The organism is Paenibacillus diazotrophicus, from assembly GCF_042610465.1.
Window position 1 is genome coordinate 870,052 of the sequence record NZ_JBGJZN010000001.1, and the last position, 24,604, is coordinate 894,655.

The 24,604-nt window shown below is 49.1% G+C and carries 22 protein-coding genes; 3 read left to right on the plus strand and 19 right to left on the minus strand.

Annotated elements, in window-relative coordinates; genetic code table 11:
• Positions 1-5 precede the first annotated feature (5 nt).
• The 11 genes from ACAN54_RS03845 to ACAN54_RS03895 all read right to left on the minus strand — a co-directional run bounded on the left by ACAN54_RS03845 (position 6) and on the right by ACAN54_RS03895 (position 13,094).
• Positions 6-923, minus strand: coding sequence for an alpha/beta hydrolase (locus ACAN54_RS03845; protein WP_379152745.1), 918 nt, complete (start codon positions 921-923; stop codon positions 6-8).
• 108 nt (positions 924-1,031) lie between these two features.
• Complete coding sequence (locus ACAN54_RS03850; protein ID WP_379152747.1) at positions 1,032-1,439, minus strand: MerR family transcriptional regulator; 408 nt, start codon at positions 1,437-1,439, stop codon at positions 1,032-1,034.
• 37 nt (positions 1,440-1,476) lie between these two features.
• Positions 1,477-2,784 carry a hypothetical protein gene (locus ACAN54_RS03855; protein ID WP_379152749.1) on the minus strand — a complete coding sequence of 436 codons (1,308 nt, stop codon included), beginning with the start codon at positions 2,782-2,784 and terminating at the stop codon, positions 1,477-1,479.
• A gap of 20 nt (positions 2,785-2,804) precedes the next feature.
• Complete coding sequence (locus tag ACAN54_RS03860) at positions 2,805-3,893, minus strand: DUF58 domain-containing protein (protein WP_379152751.1); 1,089 nt, start codon at positions 3,891-3,893, stop codon at positions 2,805-2,807.
• 3 nt (positions 3,894-3,896) lie between these two features.
• Positions 3,897-4,874 carry an AAA family ATPase gene (locus ACAN54_RS03865; RefSeq protein ID WP_379154153.1) on the minus strand — a complete coding sequence of 326 codons (978 nt, stop codon included), beginning with the start codon at positions 4,872-4,874 and terminating at the stop codon, positions 3,897-3,899.
• 94 nt (positions 4,875-4,968) lie between these two features.
• Positions 4,969-6,063, minus strand: a complete 1,095-nt coding sequence (locus ACAN54_RS03870; RefSeq protein ID WP_379152753.1) for a GerAB/ArcD/ProY family transporter — start codon at positions 6,061-6,063, stop codon at positions 4,969-4,971.
• 21 nt (positions 6,064-6,084) lie between these two features.
• Complete coding sequence (locus ACAN54_RS03875; protein WP_379152755.1) at positions 6,085-7,248, minus strand: Ger(x)C family spore germination protein; 1,164 nt, start codon at positions 7,246-7,248, stop codon at positions 6,085-6,087.
• A complete protein-coding gene (locus tag ACAN54_RS03880; RefSeq protein ID WP_379154155.1) occupies positions 7,245-8,675 on the minus strand; it encodes a spore germination protein in 1,431 nt (476 codons plus the stop codon). The genes ACAN54_RS03875 and ACAN54_RS03880 overlap by 4 nt, the downstream gene beginning before the upstream one ends.
• Positions 8,676-8,832: 157 nt before the next feature.
• Positions 8,833-9,813, minus strand: a complete 981-nt coding sequence (locus tag ACAN54_RS03885; RefSeq protein ID WP_379152757.1) for an aldo/keto reductase — start codon at positions 9,811-9,813, stop codon at positions 8,833-8,835.
• A gap of 134 nt (positions 9,814-9,947) precedes the next feature.
• Positions 9,948-11,240, minus strand: coding sequence for a right-handed parallel beta-helix repeat-containing protein (locus ACAN54_RS03890; protein WP_379154157.1), 1,293 nt, complete (start codon positions 11,238-11,240; stop codon positions 9,948-9,950).
• A gap of 993 nt (positions 11,241-12,233) precedes the next feature.
• Positions 12,234-13,094, minus strand: a complete 861-nt coding sequence (locus tag ACAN54_RS03895; RefSeq protein WP_379152759.1) for a DUF421 domain-containing protein — start codon at positions 13,092-13,094, stop codon at positions 12,234-12,236.
• A gap of 171 nt (positions 13,095-13,265) precedes the next feature.
• On the opposite strand from ACAN54_RS03895, the gene ACAN54_RS03900 reads away from it, so the two are divergent.
• A complete protein-coding gene (locus ACAN54_RS03900) occupies positions 13,266-13,472 on the plus strand; it encodes a DUF1657 domain-containing protein (RefSeq protein WP_379152761.1) in 207 nt (68 codons plus the stop codon).
• A gap of 310 nt (positions 13,473-13,782) precedes the next feature.
• On the opposite strand, the gene ACAN54_RS03905 is transcribed toward ACAN54_RS03900, so the two are convergent.
• The gene (locus tag ACAN54_RS03905) at positions 13,783-14,847 is read right to left on the minus strand and encodes a Gfo/Idh/MocA family protein (RefSeq protein ID WP_379152763.1); all 1,065 of its coding nucleotides are present in this window, start codon (positions 14,845-14,847) and stop codon (positions 13,783-13,785) included.
• Between the two features lie 23 nt (positions 14,848-14,870).
• Positions 14,871-15,758: a sugar phosphate isomerase/epimerase family protein gene (locus ACAN54_RS03910; RefSeq protein WP_379152765.1), complete on the minus strand. Its 888-nt coding sequence runs from the start codon at positions 15,756-15,758 to the stop codon at positions 14,871-14,873.
• Positions 15,759-15,882: 124 nt separating this feature from the next.
• On the opposite strand from ACAN54_RS03910, the gene ACAN54_RS03915 reads away from it, so the two are divergent.
• Positions 15,883-16,770 (plus strand): helix-turn-helix transcriptional regulator, encoded by an 888-nt coding sequence (locus ACAN54_RS03915; RefSeq protein WP_379152767.1) that lies wholly within the window; start codon positions 15,883-15,885, stop codon positions 16,768-16,770.
• Between the two features lie 140 nt (positions 16,771-16,910).
• Here the strand turns inward: ACAN54_RS03915 and ACAN54_RS03920 are convergent, their stop codons facing one another.
• The 5 genes from ACAN54_RS03920 to ACAN54_RS03940 all read right to left on the minus strand — a co-directional run bounded on the left by ACAN54_RS03920 (position 16,911) and on the right by ACAN54_RS03940 (position 21,971).
• Positions 16,911-18,014: a Gfo/Idh/MocA family protein gene (locus ACAN54_RS03920; protein ID WP_379152769.1), complete on the minus strand. Its 1,104-nt coding sequence runs from the start codon at positions 18,012-18,014 to the stop codon at positions 16,911-16,913.
• An 18-nt stretch (positions 18,015-18,032) separates the two neighbouring features.
• A complete protein-coding gene (locus ACAN54_RS03925; protein ID WP_379152771.1) occupies positions 18,033-18,761 on the minus strand; it encodes a ThuA domain-containing protein in 729 nt (242 codons plus the stop codon).
• Positions 18,762-18,801: 40 nt separating this feature from the next.
• Positions 18,802-19,962: a Gfo/Idh/MocA family protein gene (locus ACAN54_RS03930; protein WP_379152773.1), complete on the minus strand. Its 1,161-nt coding sequence runs from the start codon at positions 19,960-19,962 to the stop codon at positions 18,802-18,804.
• On the minus strand, positions 19,959-21,011 hold the full coding sequence (locus ACAN54_RS03935) for a LacI family DNA-binding transcriptional regulator (RefSeq protein ID WP_379154159.1): 1,053 nt from the start codon (positions 21,009-21,011) through the stop codon (positions 19,959-19,961). Before ACAN54_RS03935 ends, ACAN54_RS03930 begins: the two co-directional genes overlap by 4 nt.
• Positions 21,012-21,104: 93 nt before the next feature.
• Positions 21,105-21,971: a LysR family transcriptional regulator gene (locus ACAN54_RS03940; RefSeq protein WP_379152776.1), complete on the minus strand. Its 867-nt coding sequence runs from the start codon at positions 21,969-21,971 to the stop codon at positions 21,105-21,107.
• A 130-nt stretch (positions 21,972-22,101) separates the two neighbouring features.
• Here ACAN54_RS03940 and ACAN54_RS03945 point away from each other — a divergent pair, with 130 nt between their 5' ends.
• Positions 22,102-23,004, plus strand: a complete 903-nt coding sequence (locus ACAN54_RS03945; RefSeq protein WP_379152778.1) for a DMT family transporter — start codon at positions 22,102-22,104, stop codon at positions 23,002-23,004.
• A 105-nt stretch (positions 23,005-23,109) separates the two neighbouring features.
• On the opposite strand, the gene ACAN54_RS03950 is transcribed toward ACAN54_RS03945, so the two are convergent.
• Positions 23,110-24,594 carry a DHA2 family efflux MFS transporter permease subunit gene (locus tag ACAN54_RS03950; protein WP_379152780.1) on the minus strand — a complete coding sequence of 495 codons (1,485 nt, stop codon included), beginning with the start codon at positions 24,592-24,594 and terminating at the stop codon, positions 23,110-23,112.
• Positions 24,595-24,604 lie beyond the last annotated feature (10 nt).

Sequence of the window (24,604 nt, forward strand, 5' to 3'; positions counted from 1 at the left end):
ACCCTCTATTTATCCCAGATCCTTGTGACAAAATCTCCAATATTCCCGATCGCTTCCTGCCCTTCCGGAAGTAGAGCGGACATCATCTGGAACACGCTCCACAGGTTCTCCCATATTTCCAGTTGCACCTCACCTCCGGCAGAACGTACACGCTCTGCGAGCCGTTCGGCATCATTCAGCAGCACTTCCTGATCCCCGACCTGTATCAACAATGGTGGCAGCCCACCCAGTTGAAGCCTTAGTGGCGAGAGCAGATCAGGCATATCCCCCTCATATCCTCCAAGATAATCCTGCAAGATTCTATGATTTCCCTCCCTGCTTCCCGTAGGATCCAGTTCTGCTCTGCTGTCATAGGATTCCCCGTCCAGGTGGACAAGATCGCCGTGTGGGGAGAGAAGAAATGCGGCGGCAGGCAATCCCTCACCTGTATCACGTAACGTAATCAGGGTCATTATTACGAGAGTGGCACCTATAGAATCCCCGCCCAGTATGATGTCTTCCGGCAGGAGACCCTGCCGCAGCAGCCAGAAGTAAGCAGTTAGACAATCTTCATTGGCTGCAGGATATACATGCTCGGGTGCAAGACGATATTCTAACGTAAACACCTTCACACCGCTGGCGGAAGCAATTCTTGCAGACAGATCACGGTAGATCTCACAATTCCCGGAGATGAATCCTCCTCCATGAACGTAGAGTATAGCCTTCTTCCTGTCCTCTGCGGCATAGTCTTCCATAACATTAAGCCATTCTCCTGCTACACCGTCCGAATCAATTCTTTCGAAGGATATTCCATGAAGCGGTGGCAACCGTGAGGCGGATTCGGCCATTTCCTGACGGATTTGAACTGCTGTTTTTCCAATAATTTGATTATTTTGTTTCAAATATTGCTTCATGGCTTGAATCATTTCCTTAGAGCTCTGCATCCTTCATTCCTCCCGGCATTGGCCTGATACCTGTATTGTAAACCCTGTATCAGGGTACAGAGTCAAGCAGGATCAGAAGCGCAAAACCTATGAACGCCTCCCGAATTTTTATGTATCCATTCTAAGAATTTGCAGGGTTTCCTTCACACCGGGATGATGTTCCGCAGATTCAAGGTTTAATTTCAGATTCTGCAGAAGCAGTCTGGTACCCTCACGTTTGGCAATTTCCAGATCCACAGCAATCATCTTCCGCTCAATGGCCATAATGAAATCTGTAATGCCTATACTTCCTTCCTCCGACTTAGCCAGTGCTTTTTTGATTTCACGCAGCGTGAATCCGCAATTCTTGGCATTCTGTATAAAAATGATCCGGGTGAGTGCCTCCTCTGTATACTTGCGATAACCCGAGACCGTCCGCTGCGGCTGGGGAAGCAAGCCGTGCTTCTCATAGTACCGGAGCGTTTCAATATTGACTTTCGCTGCCTTTGCCAGTTCTCCACGTAAATAGGTAACCATGGACTCTCTCTTCCTCCCGTTGCTGTTTCTGAAACGGCTATAACTTCAGCTTTTCCTTCAGCTTTAGTACTTCTGCTTCCGAAGGTTCAGTCTCCCCATATCTGGCCTGATTATAGAACTGGAGAAGCTGATCGGAAGTGGCGTCAGCAGTAATTGTTGAATGTCTATGCTGGCTTTTCTGGCTCACACTCCACTTTTCAACATCTTTCAGAGTCTCCTGAGGGGTAAGATAGCTCCTCTGCAAGTAACCTTGAGCACGTTTGTTCTTCAGCCAGTGGCGGTATAGCCAGCGGGTCTGCTCACGCCCTCCGTTCAAACCTTCCCAGCGGTCCCGCCTGGAAGCAGAAGTTGTACGGTTCCGCCAGTACTCTCTTACGCCTTGAACCGTCTTCTCCCAGGTGAAAATACTTTTTTCTTCATCTTGATATGCGGTATTGGTCGATGGTGATTCTCTGCGGAGTAAGGCTAACACAGAGTCGATGAGTCTTCGCCACACTCCACTTGTATTGCGGTATAACCATCGTAGGCCCAAATACAATATTATGATCAACACCGCTGCTCCAATGGCATAAAAAGCAACATTCAGAATTATCGCCAGCAGTCCAGGCTCATGAGTATCGCCTGGGGGCATATCAGGCATTACAGGTGGCGGAGCATCCAGCTCCGGCGCCGGCTCATCGGAGTCGGAGAACAGCCGGCTCACCCAGCCGAAGAAGACCTTCACGGCACGCCAAATTAATAGTCCCAATACTCTGCCTGCCCCCGCTGCAAGTAGCGCCGCCACTGCAATGAACAAAAGAACAAACAAGCGGTTATGCCGGCGAATCCCTCCCGGAAGAGGAGAACCGGCTCCTGTGAATGAGCTGTAATGCAAGTGACTAGTGTTAGAATCCAAGAGGGCCAGAATTAGACAGAGACTGCCGCTCCAGGTCAATTCTGTAACACTTGGCTGAAGCAGTGGAATACGATCGAAAGCAATTACAGCTACAAAATATACTGCAAGCCCAGCTATATATATGCTAATCCTGTTGCTACGGCTCCCGGCAGTTATGCCAAGATAGGCTGATATCATAGCACCTGCATATAATGGGATTTCTTCTAATGAAAATGATCCTGATAAGATTCCAGCCAGCACACCAAGCAGAAGTGCTGCCAAGAGCTGCTTCCACTTCCGGTCGCAGAACTGATGAAGCGTCCCTCCCGCCATGGATATGAGCGGCAGGGTATAGATCCATGGCAGCAACGCAGAACCGGACTGCAAATACTTCTGTAACACGATCCATACAGGGAGGAACAGCAGCCATTCTACAATACATGTCAGGTAGAGCTGCAATGTATATTTCAAGTGTTTTGGAGCTTGCAGCCTCATACAATCTCCCTCCCTTCCACAGGAATTTGCAGCCACTCTACACCATTCCCGGATAGTCTTAGCTGTTCGGCTGCCTGCTGAAGTTCAGGACCGAGGTGACAGGAAATAATGAGGTAATCTGAGTCGGTGTTTCCTTTCTCCGCTTCCTGCTCCAGCAATCTGCTCATTGGCATTGTCCGATCCAGCTGCAGCCTTGCCAGTAATCCTAGAATGTCATCCAGCCGTCCCATAGGTTCAGCATCTACCGGATCATTCGCACCGCCTCCATCCAGCCTTCCGTTACTGAGGAAGCCGGTTTCGATACCATGTCCAATGGCATAATCTGCTACCGTAGCGACATAACGAATGCCAAGCTCAATCCGCTCCACATCCGTGACGGTTCTCCACATGGAATCGCTGATCTCCATGTTTAGGCAGATCACAAGCCTTGAAGCAGCCGTAAATTCCTTTTGGTGAACCTGCATCCGGCCGGTACGGGCTGTGGCTTTCCAGTTCAATGACCCCAGCGAATCGCCAGGATTGTATTCACGTGTGCCTGCTGTAAGAAATGGGTCCTGAACAATCCAACGCTTGACAGGGAGCTCACCCAGCCAGCTGTGTACAGGAAGAGGCAGCTCGTACAAGTCCACCAACATAGGAAAAACCATAAGTTCAAGCTGTAAGGGGAAGGTTTGGGTGCTGCGGCTAAGTCCGAACAAATCCCCAGTGATCATGGTAGCCGTATCCAGACGGAACAGCCCGCGCTGTAGACAGCGGACCTTGTGTGTACGTTTGATATGGCGGAAAGCCCGTAGGTAGAATAGGCTCAAATGGTTCTGATAGATTTCACCACTGCTGATGCCCAGATTCTCCTGACTTCCGAATTCGAGCCCCCGGGCGATGCTGGACTCCAGACGAAGCCAGGGCAGCGGCAGCAGCTTGCCATTGCTGATCTCTTCCACCATCTCGACTGTTTCTCCCTCAAACACCGCATCAGAAGAGAAATAACGGGTATAATTCACCTTCTTCAGAGCATTTCGCTGATAAACCGCGGAGATGAACAGCATCAGCAGTAGCGTGCTGATGATAAACCAGGGCAGTGTCATGATTTAGTCCACCCTTCCACCTCTGGCGGCCGTTAAAGGCTCAGCGGGAACCTCAACCTCACGTAGTACTTGCTGCACAAGCTCTGCCGCCTGTCCTTCACGGGAACCGGGGCCGCGCTGCATCAGCAGACGGTGGGCAAGCACAGGTATCGCTACTGCCTTGATGTCATCGGGCAGTACATAATCCCTTTCCCGGAGGAGTGCGTACCCCTGGGCAGCACGAAGCAGCGCGAAGCTCGCACGGGGGCTTGCGCCTAGTCTGACTGCAGGAGCTTTGCGAGTCGCTTCAATAATGCTAATCATATAACCCAGAAGATCATCACTGACTGTAACATCTGCGGCAAGCCTCTGCAGTTCTTGAATATCACGTCCGGTAGCTACAGCTACTGTATCCTGCAAAGGATTATTCCCGCGGAATCTTTGAAGAATATGAACTCCCTCTTCATAGGTTGGATAACCTGTGGTGACCCTCATCAGGAACCGGTCCAGTTGTGCTTCCGGCAGCGGGAAGGTTCCCTGGCTGTCCACTGGATTCTGTGTAGCAATGACAAGAAAAGGCGCTTCCAGCTCATGAGTCAGACCATCAATGGTAATCTGCCGTTCCTCCATGCATTCCAGCAGGCTGGATTGGGTCCGAGGAGTTGCACGGTTAATCTCATCCGCTAAGAGAATGCTGGCGAAGACGGGACCAGGACGGAACTGAAACTCGCCTGTTTTCTGATTATAATAATTGATTCCGCTAAGATCCGAAGGCAGCAGATCTGGAGTGAACTGGATGCGCTTGAAGGAGCAGTCCAGCGAGCGTGCCAATGTTTTGGCGAGTAATGTTTTACCCGTACCCGGCACATCCTCCAGTAGTACATGTCCGTTCGCCAGCAGGGCGGTCAAGAGCAGATCTACCCCTTCATCTTTGCCGACAATAACTTTAGCCAGATTGACTCTTATTGCTTGTATTAGTGCGTTCGCTTCCTGAAGCATCATGAAGAATAACACCATCCGTTCCATATTTAGGTATGTGTTAAAGCTTAATCATACCAGAAAGCGCATCCAATTTATAATAGATAAGTCGCTGCGGTTATTTGACAGCCGGACTGATCTTGGAACGGATGACTGCAACGATGTAGTAATAGACTGGGATGCACTCGACGAATAGCCACAGGTAGATGGTCAGATTAGCGTTGAAATCTCTATAGTATATTATTGTATTATTAATGGAATACAAATAAGCTATGATCATGGAACAACCCATTAACAGAGGAACCATATACTTCCGCCCTTTTTGATGGGTCAGGTACATAGCGCATTTGGCAGATATATACATCAAAAATGATCCGTGAATGAACATTGAAGCCGACCAGATCCCAATGAGGATAGGGTCCATATTCCCGAGAATATTGTGATGCGAGGAACTGCGGATCATATCCAGAAAAGGATATTGCAGCTCACTGCCCAAGTGCGGGCCAAAATTCAGCATGGTCAGCACCCATGCAGATAATATGATGAATAGGAGGCATATCCCGGTTACAGCCAGGTTTTTTAGCATCTTGATCCCGATTTTAAACTCCGGTGCCACGAAGAGAAATACGACCCATTCCGCTAACCATGACATTGTTGAAATAGAATCATTGATGGCAAGGCCGGGATCATGATAATGCAGGAAGGCCGGTAACATCGAGAAATCCGCATATGGAATAAATAAATAGACGGATAAAAGAATAGCAGCGAAAAAAATCAAAAAAATTCCATCCGCCATACAGATAATTGTAGACAATCCTAGAGTCGCACAGTACATGATTACGAGTCCTATGACGGTTATTATGAAAATCGGCGAGGTTCCCCTCATATAATTAGAGCCAAAAAACAGGACAAAGTTCTCAATATCTAAAGCAGTATAATAAATACACCAGCATAACAGCATCAGCACCATCAGCCTGTGTACCCATTTCCCCATAATCTCATTGCCAAATTCAATCCATCCCTGGTCTTTTCTCAGGCAGCCTACCTGCATAGTAAAGAACAGAATGATCAGGCTCAGAAATCCGCCGCCGATGAGCGCAATCCATCCTTGATAACCAGAAGTATCCACGAGTACAGGAATCAGGAAAATAGTGGTCTGGGAACTCAGATAAACCAGGCTGAATCTGAACAACTGCCATTTCGATGTGTGCATAAAATCTCCTTTGACTATTCTTTATTTTCCCGAACCAACATCCTGAATCTGAAAGGTTACTTGTACCTTAATTTGTGCCTCATGCGCATAATAATCTGCCCAGTGTTCCCTGAGCTTTTTCCATAGGTCCGGATAATTCCATTCCAGCTGCATGCCCAATTGCAGTACATCCGTTCCCGCCTCCTGTGTAGCACGGATAGAATCGGAAACCTCTTTCATTACCCTATCCTGAATCTTCTCCAGCATAACGTAGCTAAGTAAGATCGCCTTCCGGCCTTGTGAGTCTTTGAAGTTAGTGATGCTTATTTTCCCCTTCAGCTTTACATAGAAAACCGGTTCTCCATCTATTAATTTGGAGCTTATCGATGATTTGTTGCTTAAGAACAGTGCGGTTGCTCGACCCGGATCGTCTCCATCCCAGCTAACCGTATACTCGGGCAGAGCTAGTTGTCCCGCCAAGTTTCCCGCTGCCCAGGCAAGTGCCCTGCCCTCCCTAAATTGCAAAGTAGCCCGCATCTTGCCATCCTGAAACAGCGCAACTCCCTGAATGCCTGCCCAATGTAAAGATTCGCCCTTGTCCGATTGGCCACTCTTATGTCCAAATGAGAGATAATTCATGGCATAGCCCATATTCGAGGACTCTGCCAGCAAGCAGTCTCTAATTGTAGTTGCATACAGAAGGTTCTCCTCCGAAAAATTCATCAGCACCTGGTCGGGCAACTGCTCAAATATAGCCGATAGCTGGGCTACTTCCTTCGCTTTGCCTGGAGCCGTCATCATATATGTTCCAAGCGGGATTTCAGGCTGACGCTTGAACCATTGCAGAGCCTCCTCTATCCCCTGACTGGCGTATTCCTTCCCCAGCACAACCACCTTGATATGAGAGATTTCCAGCCTGCGGGACAAGTCTTTTTGAATTAAAATAACAGCATCCGTAATGTTTGCAGCCGTCTTAGTTACCATAGAATAGGATTTGCCGTCTCCGCCCCCCGATTGTGTGCTGGAGAGCAGACGGTTGGGCAAAGGCGAGCTGATCGAAACTTCAACCGTTCCCGGTTCTTTTCCCACATCAATATAGAGACCAAATATAAAGATGAGTTCATCCAGTTCAATTTTGGATCCGCAGCCAGCCAGATTCAGGAGCAGTACAACGCTCAGAACCAGCTTAAAGAGCTTCATTTTCATTTCTGCCTCTTTTCATTTTTAGTGTTCGTGAACGAAGTGCTTCTTTTCGTCATAAAAGGAGAAGGCACACGAAGCAATGTGTCCTTCCAATCCTGGAAGACAAGTGGGGCAATCGGCTGCAGGTAAGGAGTGCCGAAAGATCTAAGATTCGCCAGATGTGCGTAAATTACAAATGCTGCGACAAATACGCCAAGCAGCCCCATCGTTCCGCCGAGAATCAGCAGCACAAAGCGGAGTAGTCGAAATGTTAAACCCAGCTCAAGATGGGGAATAATATAAGATGCGATGCCTGTAATAGAAACAACGATAACCATGGGAGCCGATACAATCCCAGCCTGGACAGCAGCCTGTCCGATTACAATCCCGCCAATAATGGATACAGTTTGTCCTACAGGCTTGGGGATCCGGGTGCCGGCCTCTCTAAGCGCTTCGAACGTAAGCTCCATAATCAAGGCCTCCGTCAAGGCGGAGAACGGAATATTCTCCCTCGCAGCAGCAATGGTAATCAGCAGATCTGAGGGGATGATCTGACTGTGAAAAGTTGTGATAGCCACGTATAAGGACGGCAGCAGGATAGATATCATGGAGAAAAAGAATCGGACCAATCGAATCCAGCTTCCTGCATAGAAGTTCTGATAATAGTCTTCAGAGGATTGCAGCAAAGAAAAAAAGGTTACCGGTGTCAGTAAAGCTGAAGGTGTCCCGTCCTGCAGCAAGCCCAACCGTCCTTCCATTAGAGAAGCCGCAACCGAGTCCGGACGCTCTGTATACTGAAATAAAGGAAAGGGTGAATACTGGCCCTTCTCTATTTGCTCTGCTACATTGCTTATGCCAAGCGCAGAGTCCACTGTGATGTCCCTCAGCTTTTTCGTGAACTCATCCACAATTTCCGGCTTGCACAGCCCTTCAATGTAGACCAGATACACATCTGTTTTCGTATACCTGCCGATAGAGAAATGCAGGGTCTTCAAATCTGCATGTTTGATCTTATGTCGTAGCAAAGACAGGTTCGTCTGCACATCCTCGATAAAGGCCTCCTGAGGCCCTATAACCACCAGCTCATTCTGCGATTCGGAGACCGCTCTTTTCTGATAATGCGTAATCTCAAAATAATAAACATAAGGAAGACCCTCAATCGAGAGCACTGCTTTGCCGCCTACGATGAGCTCTACCGCACGATCCAACTTATAAGCTCTGATATAAGGAATGGCAAAAGCAGAACCGTGATCCAGCCGTTCCAAAAATCGTGCCCAATCCGGCTCGGCATTCGCCTCCGCCTTAAGTGGTGTGGAGACAAATTCCTGCAGGCTGAGCGTATCTACAATAGAAGGAATATAGATCAGCATACAGGCATGTCCGTATATATTAATGGATTGATATACTGCATCACTGCAGTCCGTAAGCTGCTCTTTAATAGCCTCCAGCATACTTTTCTCTGCCACCTGTAATACCTCCTTGAGATTCCGCTGGGAATTGAATGTAGTATGCCAATAAATTGGAATACTATACTAAAAAAACAGAGCAGCAACTCTCCAAAATGTCCGGAGAATCGCTGCTCTGTTGTCTTTTTAGGAATTACCGTATTCAGCTGAACCCTACTACCGGATGCGGAATGTACGGTTCTTCCAACCGCTTCACCTCAGCCGGTGTCAGCCGGATCGAGACCGCTGCTGCAGCATCCTCTAAATGCTCCATCTTCGTGGCTCCTACAATCGGTGCCGTCACCGGCTTCTTCTGCAATACCCACGCGAGTGCTACCTGGGCCCGCGGAATTCCGCGTTCTTCTGCGATTTCCTTGACTTTTAGCGCGACAGTACGATCCGCTTCTTCGGTTCTGGAGTACAAGTACTTACCGAATTCATCGGATGCTGACCGGGTGCTGGTCTCCTCCCATTCACGGGTGAGACGTCCTCTGGCAAGCGGACTCCAGGGAATTACACCGATGCCTTCCGCTTCACAAAGCGGCAGCATCTCCCGTTCCTCTTCACGGTAGAGCAAATTCACATAATTCTGCATGGATACGAACCGGGTCCAACCATGGCGTTCAGCGACATGTAGCGCCTTCAGGAATTGCCAGGAATACATAGAGGAAGCTCCGATGTAACGGGCCTTACCCGCCTTAACCACATCATGCAGGGCCTCCATGGTTTCCTCGATCGGCGTGGCCGGGTCCCACCGGTGGATTTGGTACAGATCTACATAATCCGTTCCCAGCCGCTTCAGGCTATGGTCAATTTCACTCATAATTGCTTTACGGGATAGTCCCCCACCGTTAGGTCCCGGACGCATGGTTCCATGTACCTTGGTTGCAAGTACAATCTCGTCACGTGCAGCGAAATCTTTTAGCGCTCTGCCGACAATCTCCTCACTGGTTCCATCGGAATACACATTAGCTGTGTCAAAGAAGTTAATGCCGAGATCCAGCGCCTTTTGAATAAAGGGTCTGCTCATCTCCTCATTTAGCGTCCAGGAATGATTTCCCCGTTCCGGAATTCCGTAACTCATACATCCCAGACAAATTCTTGAGACCTCAAGTCCGGTAGAACCAAGCTTCACATATTCCATAATTGACAGCAGCCTCCCTATTAGAAAATATATAAATCCCAATCCACTATAGTATACCGCTGTCAACGGCAATAGAAAAACGAGGTCCGATCGTATATCTCAGTCAGAGCGACGTTGTAAGCCCAGACTTTCACCTATTTATTGGTGGCACCAATATTGGTACCACTTGGTGTACCGGAACCAATCAGATCGCTGCCGGCGGCCAGCTTCAGGAAATTCCCAAGGCTGAAGGAGCCATCTGTATTCCGGACGACGGAAGGAGTCAGACTTAAGAAATCAGTGCTGCTGGCCACAAGACCCTTAGCATTGGTACTGGCGCTGCTCTTCCACCAGACATTGGTGCTGGAAACATCGGTCCCACTTGTTTTATCGCTGGAGGTTCCGGCAAAGCTTAGGTTATTCGTAAATATATGAGTACCAGCATCAAAAGCGAAGTTGCTCGCCCCATTGCTCCAGGAAGTATTATTAGTTAATTGAATCGAACCTGGATTGCTGTTATAAGTAAAACCGTGTTTCTTATTCTGGAAGGCAACATTGTTCGTTACAATATGGTTGACCGCGATAGAATCTCCACCCAGCTTAAAGCCGTTACCATCACTGCTCGTGGTTGTGTTGCCATCCGAAGTTTGGCCATTTTTGTACGCGATACTGTTCTTGATCGTTACAATGCCAATAGGACCGGTATCTGATTTGGTATATAGATCCCACCCATCATCCGTATTCCAGGCAGAGATGCATTTATCGAATACGTTGCCGGGTCCGAGGGTCAGTTTGGCGGCGAAACCGTCCGCATCTTCACCGTTATCCGGGTCGAAATTATCATGAGAATAGACACCGATGATCTGGTTGTAACTTGGCCAATCGCTCATGCTGGATGCTGTAGAGGCGTAGCGGCTGATTTGCAGCCCGGAGTCCCGGTTATGGTGAGTCTCGACATTCTCAATAAGATTATAGTTCCCTCCGATGAAAATCCCATTATCACCGGCTCCTTTGACCTCCAGACCTTTTACAGACCAATAATGGCCGAAGATTTGCAGCCCGCGCTCAGTGGAAGCAAAGCTTTCACCGGAGAAATCAAGCACAGGCTTTTCACTTCCATATGCAGCAATATTCTTGCGAGAGCCGGATGTACCGCTATTATCCCGCTCAATGGTTACCGGTGATGAGAAGGAATACGTGCCGCCCCGCAAATAGATGGTTCCGCCTGCAGCAATTTTGGTCACTGCCGATCCAAGAGTGGTCGGGCTGCCTATGGTTCCCGGGTTGCTGGCTGTACCATCTGGTGCTACATACAGTGCACCCGAAACCGGGGTTGCTGTTGGAGTGACCGTTGGAGTTGCGGTAGGCGCTACTGTTGCTGTTGGTGAAGGCGTTGATGTAGGTATTGGTGTTTTTGTAGGGGCCGCTGTCGGACTAGCTGTCGGCACTGCAGTTGCTGTAGCAGTTGGGGCAGCTGTCGGAATTGCATTGGTACCGCTTACAATAACGTTATCGAACTTGGCAGCAGTCTTGTATGCAATTAATCCAATTCCTCCAGATGTCAAAATGTTATCGTGTGCATTTAATTGCAGCACATTATTCACATACATATTAAGCGAGTCTCCGCTCATTTCAAGCTTCACAGAATACACTGTTCCTGTTGTGATAGCATAATCAGTCTTCGCTGCTAGTGTAGTGCTTGCACCACCCGATTTTTTGCGGATTTCGAGTGTGCCGCCGTTCGAGTTGGATATGGAAGCAGCATAATAGTTATTTCCATCCGTATAACGCCCGCATACATAAGTACGGTTACTGCCGTTAAAATTATCGACCTTAACATCAGCCTGGACGCTATAGTCGCTCCATGTACTGCTGCCTGCGGAGGTGCGCCCTTCAGAGCTGCTGGACTGATAATATACATGAGAGCTGCCATCCTGTACCACAGACCACGTGCCTGTAGTATTATTCCAATTGCCGGCATTGCCAGACTCAAAATCATCACTGAAGATGCTTGCTGCCTGTGCGGAAGGGATGCCCCATTGCAAACCGCCAAAAGCCAGTACTGCAGAAAGCCCAATCCATGCGGTAAAGGCAAATCTCTTTTTTATTTTCACGTTAACATTTACCTCCAGAGTATTTTGTATTTTCAGAGCCTGTTGCAGCTGTTGCATTCTTACATTCCCATTGCTTCCTTACGAACCACAGATGTATTGTCGATCGCACTCCTCCTTGACCGATGACATGCAGATTGCTGCAAAATTCTTTTTTTTGCAGAAGTCAACCTACTATCCACTATAAGTAAATATTTGTAATTGTACAGAGATTTTTTTAGGCATAATATTACAAATATGTGAATTAACATGCCTTTCAGGCAAAAAAAGAACCGTCTGAACAATTTGTTAGACGGATCTTATTGATGTGTTATCCCAATACCACTGGGCTCAGCTTTGGACAAATGGCTTCAGCTTCTGCAGAAGATTCTGCAGCTGTTCGGAACACTGCCCATACATCTTCTTCGCCTGTTCATTGTTAGTAGACAAGCTGAACAACTCCAAATCCGCCTCACACTTCTTAAGCAGTGCATAGAGCTGTGGTTTTTCCTGAGTCTTAGGAACCTCTACACCGTCCGCGTACAAGTCCACGGTAAGTTCTCCATACGAATCCACCTGTCCCAGAAATACATTTTCCGGGGTCAGGTTAAGCTTTTCCAACTGACCTTGTAGCCAGCCGCGTGTCAATCCTAGAGTATCCAGCGGTTCATCCATAATAACCCCATCCATAATTACGGCTTGAGTCGCCTGCTCCGGGGCTACCTTTACCCCAAGATGCTTGGGTGTAAGAGGCTGGTTCTCACGGGTAAGCAGAACGTTTATCGCCCCATCCGACTCCATAATGGCAAATTCTACGTCGGCAACCTTGAAGACATCTTTTTTCCGCAGCTCCTCCAATAATTCGTCGGTCGACAGCCTTTCTTTTTTCATATTCTCCTCAAGGATTTTACCGTCCTTGATGAGCACAGTCGATTTGAAATCAATGAAATCTCTGGCCTTTTTGCTCTTGATCTGCAGATATTCAATTCCCAGTGAGAAAGCAACCCAGACCATCAGTGCTATAATCCCCAAATGCCAAGTCTTGTCGGTATCCAACGAGATATACGCAGCAATACTGCCCACAGTAATCCCTGTGATATATTCGAAGAACGAGAGCTGAGATACCTGCCTTTTACCAAGCAGCTTCGTCAAAAAGAAGAGCATGACCACAGCAAAAAAAGTGCGCCATACAACCTCAAACCATTCCGGCATTTTTTGTAGCCTCCCATTAACCTGTATTCATATCATTAACATTCATTATTTGTCATACGGTGCGGGAATAACCATAAAATATTTTCTAATCGTACGGGAGAGTATACATTCCAGCACCTCGGCAAATAATATTTCGCGAACCGCACCGCCATCCAAAGGAGGAATAATGAAATGACTGTAGCCTCACAAGTTAAAACCTGTGTCTCCTCTTTGAAGAGTGCCCAGGCCAGCCTGGAACAATTCGCCATGGAAACTCAGAATAAAGAAGCTAAGACCCTGTTCACCAATGCAGCTCAACAGACGCAGCAGATTGTAGATCAGGTAGAATCACGCGTGACTGAACTGGAGAATGAGGAACCTCAATATAAAGGTTTTTAGTTCCTTCTACAGAACTTTACCAAAGAGGCTGACTCAGCAGAGAATATCTGCAGTCAGCCTCTTCATCATTTATTTAGTCTTTCGCCATTCACATCCCACGTATTTCCGTCAGCCTCCCAAGACTTGACCGCATCCACAATCAAAGAGACGAACCCGAGCTTACCTTCCTGATATAACCAAATGGATATTTGTGACTTTCGGCGATAAATACTTAGCCTGAAACAGCAAAAAAACGCTTTGGACAGAAATATGCTCCTGCTCAAAGCGTCAAATTCCCCTTTTATTCCTAGTAAAAAACTGGATTCTTCAGCTATTGTCGCTGCATGTTCATTTCACTACTACGCATAAAGCTGGACAGGTCTACTTTCTTTCCCGTCCGGGAACTCTCCAGTGCTCCGAACACCATGGCCATGCTGTAGCAGTTGTCACGGCAGTCCGTCTCAGCCGGGCGGCCTTCTGCCAGAGCCAGGAACATCTCCTCAAGACATCCCTGATGGAAGGTTTCCTTCATCTCGACAGCTATACCTTCTACGCGTTCATAATCACGAATAAATTTACCATCCGCAACACTTTCCTGAACCTTCTCGGCGTAGGGCATTCCTTCGCCGTCCCAGACGGCAGTTCCTTTGTCACCCTGAACCCGCCATGAGGCTTCCCATGAAGTTGGGGCGCCTTCAGCGCACCAGGAGCCCTGATAACTGAAGACCGAGCCGTCCGACATTTCAAAGATACATACTGCGGAAGCATTCCCAGCATACCAGGACCCGGGAGGATTGAATTCCTGACAGTACACCGTAACGGGGTCTGCACCGCTGATGTAACGGGCCTGATCAAAGGTGTGTATCGCCATATCGAGAAGAAGCGGGCTTTCCATGATATCCCGGAACCCTCCAAAATGCGGTGCCAGAAAAAAACTCGCTCCGATATAGCCAATCCGGCCGATATTGCCCCCTTCTATCAGTTGGCGAAGGGAGCGTATACGGGGATCATACCGCCGGTTCTGCATGACGGCATGGCTGCGTCCGGACCGTTCTGCTAAATCCACAATGGCGTTACACTGCTCCATCGTCTCAGCCAGCGGCTTCTCGCTGAACACATCGCATTGACGTTCAAGCGCTGTGCTGGCAACCGAATAATGGCTGCCGGGAACGGTTACATCAAAGACGAGATTGGCATCAGTAATATCTATGGCTTCAGCAATATCGGTGAATACCGGACAATTAAGTCCATGCTTTTTGGCCATATCTGCTGCTGCTTCGAGCCGTATATCCACAAGTGCGACAATACTTACATCAGAACGCTTCATAGCATAACTAATCCATTCATTAGCCATTCCTCCGCAGCCGGCGACGGCTACACGGTATATTGCAGTCATATATGCTTCCCCGCTTTCTGCTATTAGACCGGATTAGGGATGAAGCTCCCACCGCGGCAATGTTTCAAATAATTCAGCGCATGGACCTGACCGGTCATTTCCAGCTCATCCCGGTATACGGGATCATGCCACCCTTCAATGTCGATGGTGCCCTTGTAACCAGCCTGCCGCAGAATGGTGATTACATCCGTCCAATTGGTGTCACCGAAACCCGGAGTCCGGTGCCATACATAAGGCTTGGGACCATGAATGCCATACTCTTTGACGACATCCCAAGCGATTGTTGCGTCTTTGCCATGTACATGGAATATTTTGTCCGTCCATTTACGCAGTTGTGGAATCGGATCGATCAGCGCAACCATTTGATGGCAGGGCTCCCACTCCAGACCGAGGTTGTCTGCCGGAACGGCGTTGAACATTTTCTCCCAGGCTATAGGATTGTGGGCAATATTCCAATCCCCCGACTGCCAGTTTCCATCCATGGAGCAATTCTCAAAAGCTATCCGCAGTCCTTTGTCAGCAGCTCGTTTTGATAGTTCACCGAATACTTCTGCAAATTTCGGTATCGATTCGTCAATTGTCTGCCCGGTCAGTCTGCCTGTGAATCCGGAGACCATATCTGTACCGAATAAATGGGCATGATCAATCAGACGTTCCCAGCTCGCCAGGGTGTCGGCATTGCCGCCCGTTCCCGTCAACGGATTCCCGAAGATTCCCACAGAGGAAATGACAAAATGATGTTCAGCGGCCAGTTCACGAACCCGTGCTGCGGTCTCCACCAGATCTGTTTCACCTGTAGTCTGCCAGAACGTCAGGCTGAAGGATTCAAAACCATGCTTAACGATTTGGGGAATCACACGGACGGCATCCGGCGCCCCGACAAGTGTTCCGATTCTAATGTCTTCGTGCATCTTGTATACCACTCCAATATTGGTTTATAGTAAGTTCAGCAATCCAAGTATATAGCGCATTTGTAGCGAAATCTCTTCTTATCTTGTGCATAAATAGCTGAATATTGTGGGAGTTGATGTGATTGTGACCTATCCAAAGGAACTGAAGGAATATCCTCAGCTTGAAGAAAAAACCTACCCGTTCCGCTTGTTTTTCAATCAATGCCTGGATGCCAAGACTGAGCAGAACATTCTTTTTTTACACTGGCATGAGCATTTCGAGATCATTGTGATGCAGCAAGGCAGAGCCATCTTTCATATTGACAGCAAACCTTATGAAGCCGGGCCGGGTGATGTGATTCTAGTGCCTTCCGGGGGTCTCCATGTCGGTTACAGCTTGATCAGCGGAGATATTGCTTTTGTGTCCATAGTGTTCCATGGTTCCTTGTTCAAGGACCGGAATCAGGATTCGCAGCATGAACTATATGTAGCCCCTTATTTGAATAACTTGTATCATCTCCCTGTCAAGCCTGTAGAACAGAACCCTGTATGCAGCAGCTATTACCCTTTGCTTAACGCGATCATTCAAGAGGTTCAGGAGGAGGGACCGGCATTTCAATTGGTGGTCAAAAATCAGCTGCATCTGTTCTTAATCTTGCTCTCGCGGACTTTTCCGCCCCTGCAACTATCAGAACGGTATCACAGGGAACGCCACTCCATTAACCAGGAACGCTTCAAACCCCTGCTTGAATATCTGGAACAGCATTATGACGACAAAATAACCATTGAGTCTGCAGCCAGATTCGTGAATCTCAATCCATACCATTTCTGTAAAACCTTCAAAAAGCTGACCGGACGCACCTTTATCGATTATGTGAACCTCTGCCGGGTAGAAGAAGCGGAACGGTTACTACTGGAAACGGACTTCACGGTAACGGAAATCGCCGGCAAAGTCGGCTGCGATAATCCTAACTATTTTACGAAACTGTACAAACAGTATAAGGGGATTACACCCTCAGGCGCGAGAAAGTAGGGTTAGCTAATCTCACCAAAGTCTTGTTCATGTGATATCGGCTCTTGTTCCTATATCCGGGTGGCTCTAACGCTTCACTTCATGTAAAAAAACACCGTTCATGATCTGTGAACGGTGTTTTACTGGTACTATCAACTCTATTAATCGAGTGTATAAGGTGCAAGTCCTTGAGGAAGAGGTGCCGGACGAACACAAGTGCTCTCCATCTTATAGAAACACTGCGAATCAGAGGAATCATGAAAAGCCCACATGGCTTCCAGTACATGATAAGCTAATTCGCCGCTGGCACGGTGAGGGCGTCCGCTGCGGATAGCATAGGCCATATCTGCAGGACCGATCCCGCGGGTATTCTGATCGTAGCCTGGAAGAAGCGGCTGTTCTTGCCAGTCACTTTCACCCGTCTTGCGGTATCTGACTTTACCTCCGAACGTGTTCGGATCAGGTACCTGCAATGTTCCTTCTGTGCCGTAGATCTCTATCGGCGGTAATTCACTGCCGCCAAACACATCAAAACTGGTGATCAGCGTAGCGATCGCACCGCTGCTGAATTGCAGCGTTCCGGCAACATGAGTTGGAATGTCGACCGGAATCTTTTGTCCGGCCTTTTTCTCGCTCGTTATGGTACGTTCCTCCATCGCCTTTCCAGTCATGCCGGCTACCATGCGGATAGGCCCAAGGAGCTGCACGAGGGCGGTTAAATAATACGGACCCATATCGAACATAGGCCCACCTCCCGCAGCATAGTAGAATTCCGGATCGGGATGCCAATGCTCATGCCCTCTGCCTAACATGAATGATGTCGCCGCAACCGGGCGGCCAATGACACCTTCCTCAATCAGCATTAGTGCTGTCTGAATCCCGGCTCCCAGGAAGGTTTCCGGGGCGCTGCCAACCAGCAGACCTTTGGCATCAGCCACTTCCAGCACCTTGCGCCCTTCCTCTCTTGTAACCGTGAGCGGCTTCTCGACATAGACATGCTTGCCGGCTTCTAGCGCCCGCAGACTGATATCAGCATGTGCCGCAGGGATGGTTAAGTTGATTATAATCTCAATTTCAGGATCTTCCAGAAGTTGGTCAACCGTATACACGAGAGGAATTCCGTACTTAGCTGCCTGCTCTGCTGCTCTGTCCCGGTCCATGTCCGCACAGGCTGCAAGATCCAGAATCTCGAACTTCTGGCAATTCTCCATATAGATGCTGCTTATCTTGCCGCAACCGATGATGCCAACCTTTACTTTATCCATGTCCTGTTCGCTCCCGCCCTATAATTGGCTGTCCGCCATGCCGCTGTATTCGGCACCTTCCGTTTGTCCGGCACTCCCTGCTGCTTCTGCTTTGCCATCTCCCGCCCATAGCAGTCCTCTACGCATCAATTCTTGTACAGGAGGAAGCTCTACAATATCCGCGTGGTGGCCGAGCGAATTGTAATATACACGCCCCTGACCCCAGCGTTTGGTCCAGACTACCGGCATATCAACTGCTTTGTTCGCTGCGTGCGGCCCTTGCACAACCGGGAATCTTGTTGTCGCAAGCACTTCCACGGCCGGATCAATATGCAGATAATATTGCTCGGATGTGACTTCGAAATCCTCAATACCTGCCGTCAGCGGACTGGAGCTTTGACTGATCTCCACCTTATACTGGACTCCATCATTGCCTGGGTGGGCAACCCATTGACCACCTGTCATGAACTGCCAATCTACATTGGTCCGGAAAGAGTCGCACATTCCACCATGACAGCCCGCCAGCCCAGTCCCATTCTGTACGGCTGCCGATACGTTGTTGACCAGATCCTGTGAGATTTCCCCCATCGTCCAGACCGGTACGATCAGATCCAGCCCCAGCAGCTTCTCCTTATCAGCGAATGCTTCCAATGTATTTGCAACTTCTACCTCATACTGCGCTTCACGAAGAATATACGCAAAAACTCCGGCAACCTGCTCCGGCTCATGTCCATCCCAACCGCCCCATACGATTAGTGCTTTTTTCATCATTGTCACTCCTTCTCCACAACCATAGATTTAAGTATCCTTACATTTCGGACAGTTCTACCCATCGCCGTTCCTGCACCGAACGCTCCACTGCTTCCAGTACCGCCTGGCATTTCACCCCATCATGAAAATTCGGCACAGGCTGTCGGCCTTCGGCTACCGCTGAAGACAACTCCAGAAATTCGTGAATAAATGTATGTTCAAAACCAATGGTATGACCCGGCGGCCACCAGGCCTCCGCATAATCATGAGCCGGATCGGTGGCGAGAATCCGCCGGAATCCTTGCACATCCTCCTCGTCAGAGGTCAGATACACTTCCAGTTCATTCATCCGTTCAAAATCAAATTTCACACTTCCGAGACTGCCGTTGATCTCAAAGGAATTGGTAGAGCGGTGTCCAGCAGCAAAGCGTGTAGCCTCAAAGCTGCCTATGGCACCGTTTGCAAAACGCGCCAGGAACAACGTAGCATCATCTACAGTAACAGGACCTCTTGGGGCACCCGCACTTGCTTTGGCACTAAGACCTGTCATTTCTGCCGCCAATGGCCGTTCCTTGATAAAGGTCTCGCTCATTCCGATAACCTCTTTCAAATCCCCAACCAGATAATGAGCAAGATCGATCAGATGGGCCCCGAGATCGCCATGCGAACCCGAACCAGCAATCTCCTTTTGCAGCCTCCATACCAGCGGGAATTCGGGATCCAGAATCCAGTCTTGCAGAAACCATGCGCGGAAATGATAAATTTGGCCCAGCCGTCCGCTTTCTACCAGCCGTTTGGCCAGCCGCACAGCCGGTGAAAACCGGTAATTGAAGCCCACCATATGCATAACGCCGGCTGCCTCAGCCGCCTTCAGCATTTCACGGGAATCCGCAAGCGTCAGTGCCAGAGGCTTCTCGCAAAAGATATGCTTGCCTGCTTTCGCAGCAGCCAGCGCAATCTCTTTGTGAGCATCACTGGGGGCGTTGATATCGATCCAATCAATATCGTCACGGCTAACAAGTTCTCTCCAATCCGTTACAGTCTCTTGCCAGCCTAGCTGCTCAGCAGCTTCCTTCAGTGCCCCGGCATTCCGTCCGCATAGTACAGACATCTCCGGCTTTAGAGCCTTGGGGAAGAACATCGGCAGACTGCGGTAGGCGTTGCTGTGGGCCTTGCCCATAAACTTGTATCCAATCATTCCGATGCGAAGCTGTTTCATTGAATCCCTCCTGATCTTAATGATGAATCACGAACAACAAGCTTGGTTGGAAGCTTCACGCGGATCATGCTATTCCCGAGATCCACGCCTCCGCTCTCCTGAAGTTCAAGTACTTTAGCTGCAGCAATTTCCCCCAGCTGATAAAAAGGGACCCGGACGCTGCTGAGGGCCGGGGATGTGAGCTCGGCGGCATCCGAATCGTCATATCCGACGATCGCAGGCATCCGGTCTATGGTAACCCCTAATTCCCGCAGGCCTTGCTGTAGTCCAATGGCCATCCGATCATTAGCTACTGCCACTGCATCGATATGCTCAAGCTGAGCCCATATGGCCTTCGCGGCAGCCATTCCGCTTCTTCTGCTGAAATTCCCTTCGAACATAAGCGAGGGGTCCGCCTGAATCCCCTCCTGCTGCAGCGCCCGTAAATACCCTTCCAGCCGGTCACGGCTGTTTGAATATGCCTGAGGACCATTTAGGAAACCTATACGTGTGAAGCCTTGCTGCAGCAGATGCTTCACCGCAAGCTGGCAGCCTTCGACGTGGTCGGCATCCACCTCATGGAAGGATTCGCCTTCATAATGCTGGTTAATCAGGCAGTAGGGATGCCCCTCCTTCTTCAGCTGCCGGAGTGCTTCCAGCTCTCCAGCCTCCTCTTTGGCACCCAGCACTATGCAGGCATCTACCTTGCGCATCCGGAAAAGCCCACAATAATCCAGCGGCTCATCGGCATCACGGAAGATCATCAGCAGATCATAGCCCTCTTCTCTTGCCCGGCTCCCGATTCCGCTTAGAATTTCGGAGAAGTAGTAAGCGGAGAACAGCCGGGCTTTGGGCAGATAAGGCATGACTACACCCAGATTCCCGCTGCGCCTGCGGGCAAAGCTGCGGGCAAGTGAGCTTGGCGTATAGCCCAATTCACGTGCTGCTGCAATCACACGTTCCTTGGTCTTCTCCTTCAGCGGACCGACATTGTTCAGCACACGGGAGACCGTCGCTTCTGAAACACCGGCACGCTCGGCAACCTCTTTGCGGCTTGCTATAGCAATCATCCTTTCATGAAGTCTATCCAAATGTACACGCGTACATTTTCTCACAGAGCACGGTTGGCGTCAATCACCAAATCCGTAATTCGATTAGTCGGTTTATTGTAACCAGGACTGAACATGTTTCAAGAACCGCTTGGTCGCCGGAGAAGCATACTTCAGTGAATGCACGGCGATACCCAGTGAACGGAAGCTGCGCTCTTCAAGCTCCAGCATAGCTACGTTATGATTTTGGCGCTGAATGACAAGCTCCGGCAGTATGCTGATACCCAGTCCGTTTTCAACCATAGCTATAATGGCGTAATCATCTCCGGCCGAGAATTTGATATTTGGCTTAATTGCCGCCTTGTCCAGCACACGTCTGACATCATAGTCCGAACCTGCCTTCGGAATAATGAAATCCTCATAAGCGATCTGTGCAAGCGGCATATAGGGTGCCCCGCTCAGGGGGTGATCCTTGGGAAGAATCGCCAGCATTCTGTCCTGCTGGAGTGGAATAACCTCGAATCTCTCCCGGGTAGGTAGCGAGATGAATCCGCAGTCGACCATTCCAGCTTCAATCCACTGCTCAATTTCCAGATAACCGCCTTCCATCAGCTTAAATTCGATATAGGGGTACTCTTTGCGGAACTGCTTGATCATTCCCGGCAGCCAGTGTACAGAAACACTTGTAAAGGTACCAATAGTAATCGTTCCTGTCTCGAGTCCATGAATGTCAGCAACCTGCTGCTTCAACTGCTCGTTCCACTTGATCATTTCACGGATTGGCTGCATCACCTGCTCACCGTTGACTGTCAGTTTCACCCCGGAACGGTTTCTGACGAGCAGAGCGAAACCAAATTCCATCTCCAGGCTGGAGATCGTATGACTGATGCCGGACTGGGTGAAGCCCATCACCTCTGCGGCCCGGGTCAGGCTGCCCAGCTCCACAACCTTAAGGAATACTTCATACTTGCTAATACTCAACTGGTTGTCACCTCCGGGTATACATTAGTAATTCTCATGTATTGTATGATAAACATTCAGTTAACTTATGCAATCCACCATATTATACTATAGTGGCTTGCTACATGAAATGATGAAGGATGATGATTGAATGAAGCCGCTCAAGGCTGAGCTGATGCTCTTTATAGTAACCATGTTCTGGGGCTCCTCCTATATGTTCATGAAGATGGGACTAGGGTCGCTCGGGGAATTCAATCTGATTGCTTTACGTTTTGGACTTGCTTTTATTCTGGCAGCGATCCTATTTCACAAACGGTTCAAAGCCATAGATGCAACAACGCTGAAGTATGGTGCACTGCTAGGATTTCTGCTTCTTGGTGTGTTTACCTGTATCACCTTTGGTTTGAAGACTACGACCACTTCTAATGCCGGTTTTCTTGTCGCATTGACTGTTATTTTTGTGCCGATGATTGATGTGCTCGTATTCAGGAAAAAAATCGCTCCTCCCCAAATCTTTGGAGCTATTCTGGCGATTACCGGAATCGGACTCCTCACCTTGAATTCTTCTCTACACATGCGACCTGGCGATGTTCTCTGTATTCTATCCGCTGTATTCTACGCTGTGCAGATTCTGGTAACAGGTAAAGCGGTTAAGACCTGCGACAGTCTGAATATTGGTATTCTGCAACTTGGTTTCGCCGGAGGTTTCGCACTGATCTTGTCATTCTTATTCGAGACGCCTGCTCTACCCTCTTCTCTATCCGGTTGGATTGCGATCCTGGCACTTGGCATCTTTTGCAGCGCCTGTGGATTTATACTTCAACCTGTAGCCCAGAAATACACGACACCTACCCGTACGGGATTGATCTTCTCGATGGAGCCCGTATTCGCTGCTCTATTCGGTTATTGGTTCGCCGGAGAACAGCTGTCGATGCAAGGTTACACCGGTGCGGCGCTTGTGCTACTGGGGATCATCGCCTCAGAATTGCTTAGTAAAGCACACTTCGCTCCTTCTACCTACAAGCTGCACAGGAAACGGCGGGCCAATCTATAATAAGTTCAGTCTGAATCAACAACAGCACTTAACAGCAAAAAGCCGCTCAGCAACAAGCTGCAGCGGCTTTTTGTACTAACTTAACACTAATCTGAACAATTTTGCTTAGTGTCCCATCATCATTGCAGGATCAACAGCTTCAGCTTCCGGCGAAGCCGGGGCAGCGCCAACTTTCGGCTTGCGGAGAATCAGGCTGATTACTACACCTGCCACAGCAATGCAGGCTGAGAAGAAGAACACATCATTGAATCCGAGTACCATGGCGGATAGAGGATTTGCGCCTGCGGCCATTTTACCCATATGAACTGTAATTTGACTGGTCAGGTAACCGGTCATTCCAGCCACGGCAAAGGATACCACAACTTGCTGGGCAGCGGCGGTAAGCGGCGTTACCCGGTTCACCCATTCACGCGGTGCCGAGTTCAGCACATGTGTGTTGACCGGCATCATCGACAGACCCATGCCAAGACCCATCATCGCCAGGCAAGACATAATAAACGGCAGGCTAGTATCTACAGTCACACCCGATAGCATAAAGAGTGCGGTTGAAATAATACTTAGACCGATAAACACCAATGGACGTGCACCAATCTTGTCAAACAGACGTCCACCCAGCGGCATACCGATCCCGGAAGCAAGAGCTTGCGGAAGCAGGATCAAACCGGTTTCCAGCGGTGTAAAATTACGAATCTGCTGCAGATATAGCGGTACGAACAGCATGGAGCCGAACAATGCAGCCTGTGTCACCCAGCTGAGAATAATCCCCCGGGTGAAGTCGGATGAGCGGAATACACGCAGTTCCAGCAGCGGATGCTTATGAAGCAGCTCTACGATAACAAACAACACCAGTGCAACACCACCCACAGACAAACCTACAATCGCACCTGTAGAGGACCAGCTTTCGGCGCCGCCCTGGTTCACACCGTAAGCTAGCATGGAGAAGGCTACCGGAGCCAGAATAATTCCCAGAATGTCGAGATGGGCTTTGCCCTTCTTTTCTGTTTTGGGCAAATATTTAATCCCGAGAATGATTCCAACGATGCCAATTGGCAAGTTGATCAGAAAGATCCAGTGCCAGCTCACATATTCCACCAGCCATCCAGACAATATAGGACCAAGCGCTGGAGCCAGCAGCATCGGAATACCTAGCAGACCCATGATAGATCCTCTTCGTTCCGGTGGAGCCAGTCTGAAGACCATCGCCATCCCGATTGGGGCAACCATACCCCCGCCCAGACCTTGAATGACACGGAAAAGCACCAATTGACTTGAAGTTTGCGCTAATGAACATAGCATAGATCCCAGCACGAACATGGCGACCGTTGACACAAATACCTGCTTCGAACCGAACCGGTCCGTCATATAACCGGCAAGCGGGATGACTGCAGCCAGGGCAAGAGTATATCCTGTTATTGCCCATTGTACGGTTTTGAGATCAGTACTGAAATATTCCACCAGCTTGGGTACAGCTACATTGACTACTGTACCGTCAAGGATAACCATGATCATCCCTACGATAATGGCCAGCAGCGGCGGCAGTATGGCTCTTAGTGAGAAAGGCTGCTCAGCAGAAGCAACTTTCGCATTCATTGAATTCGGC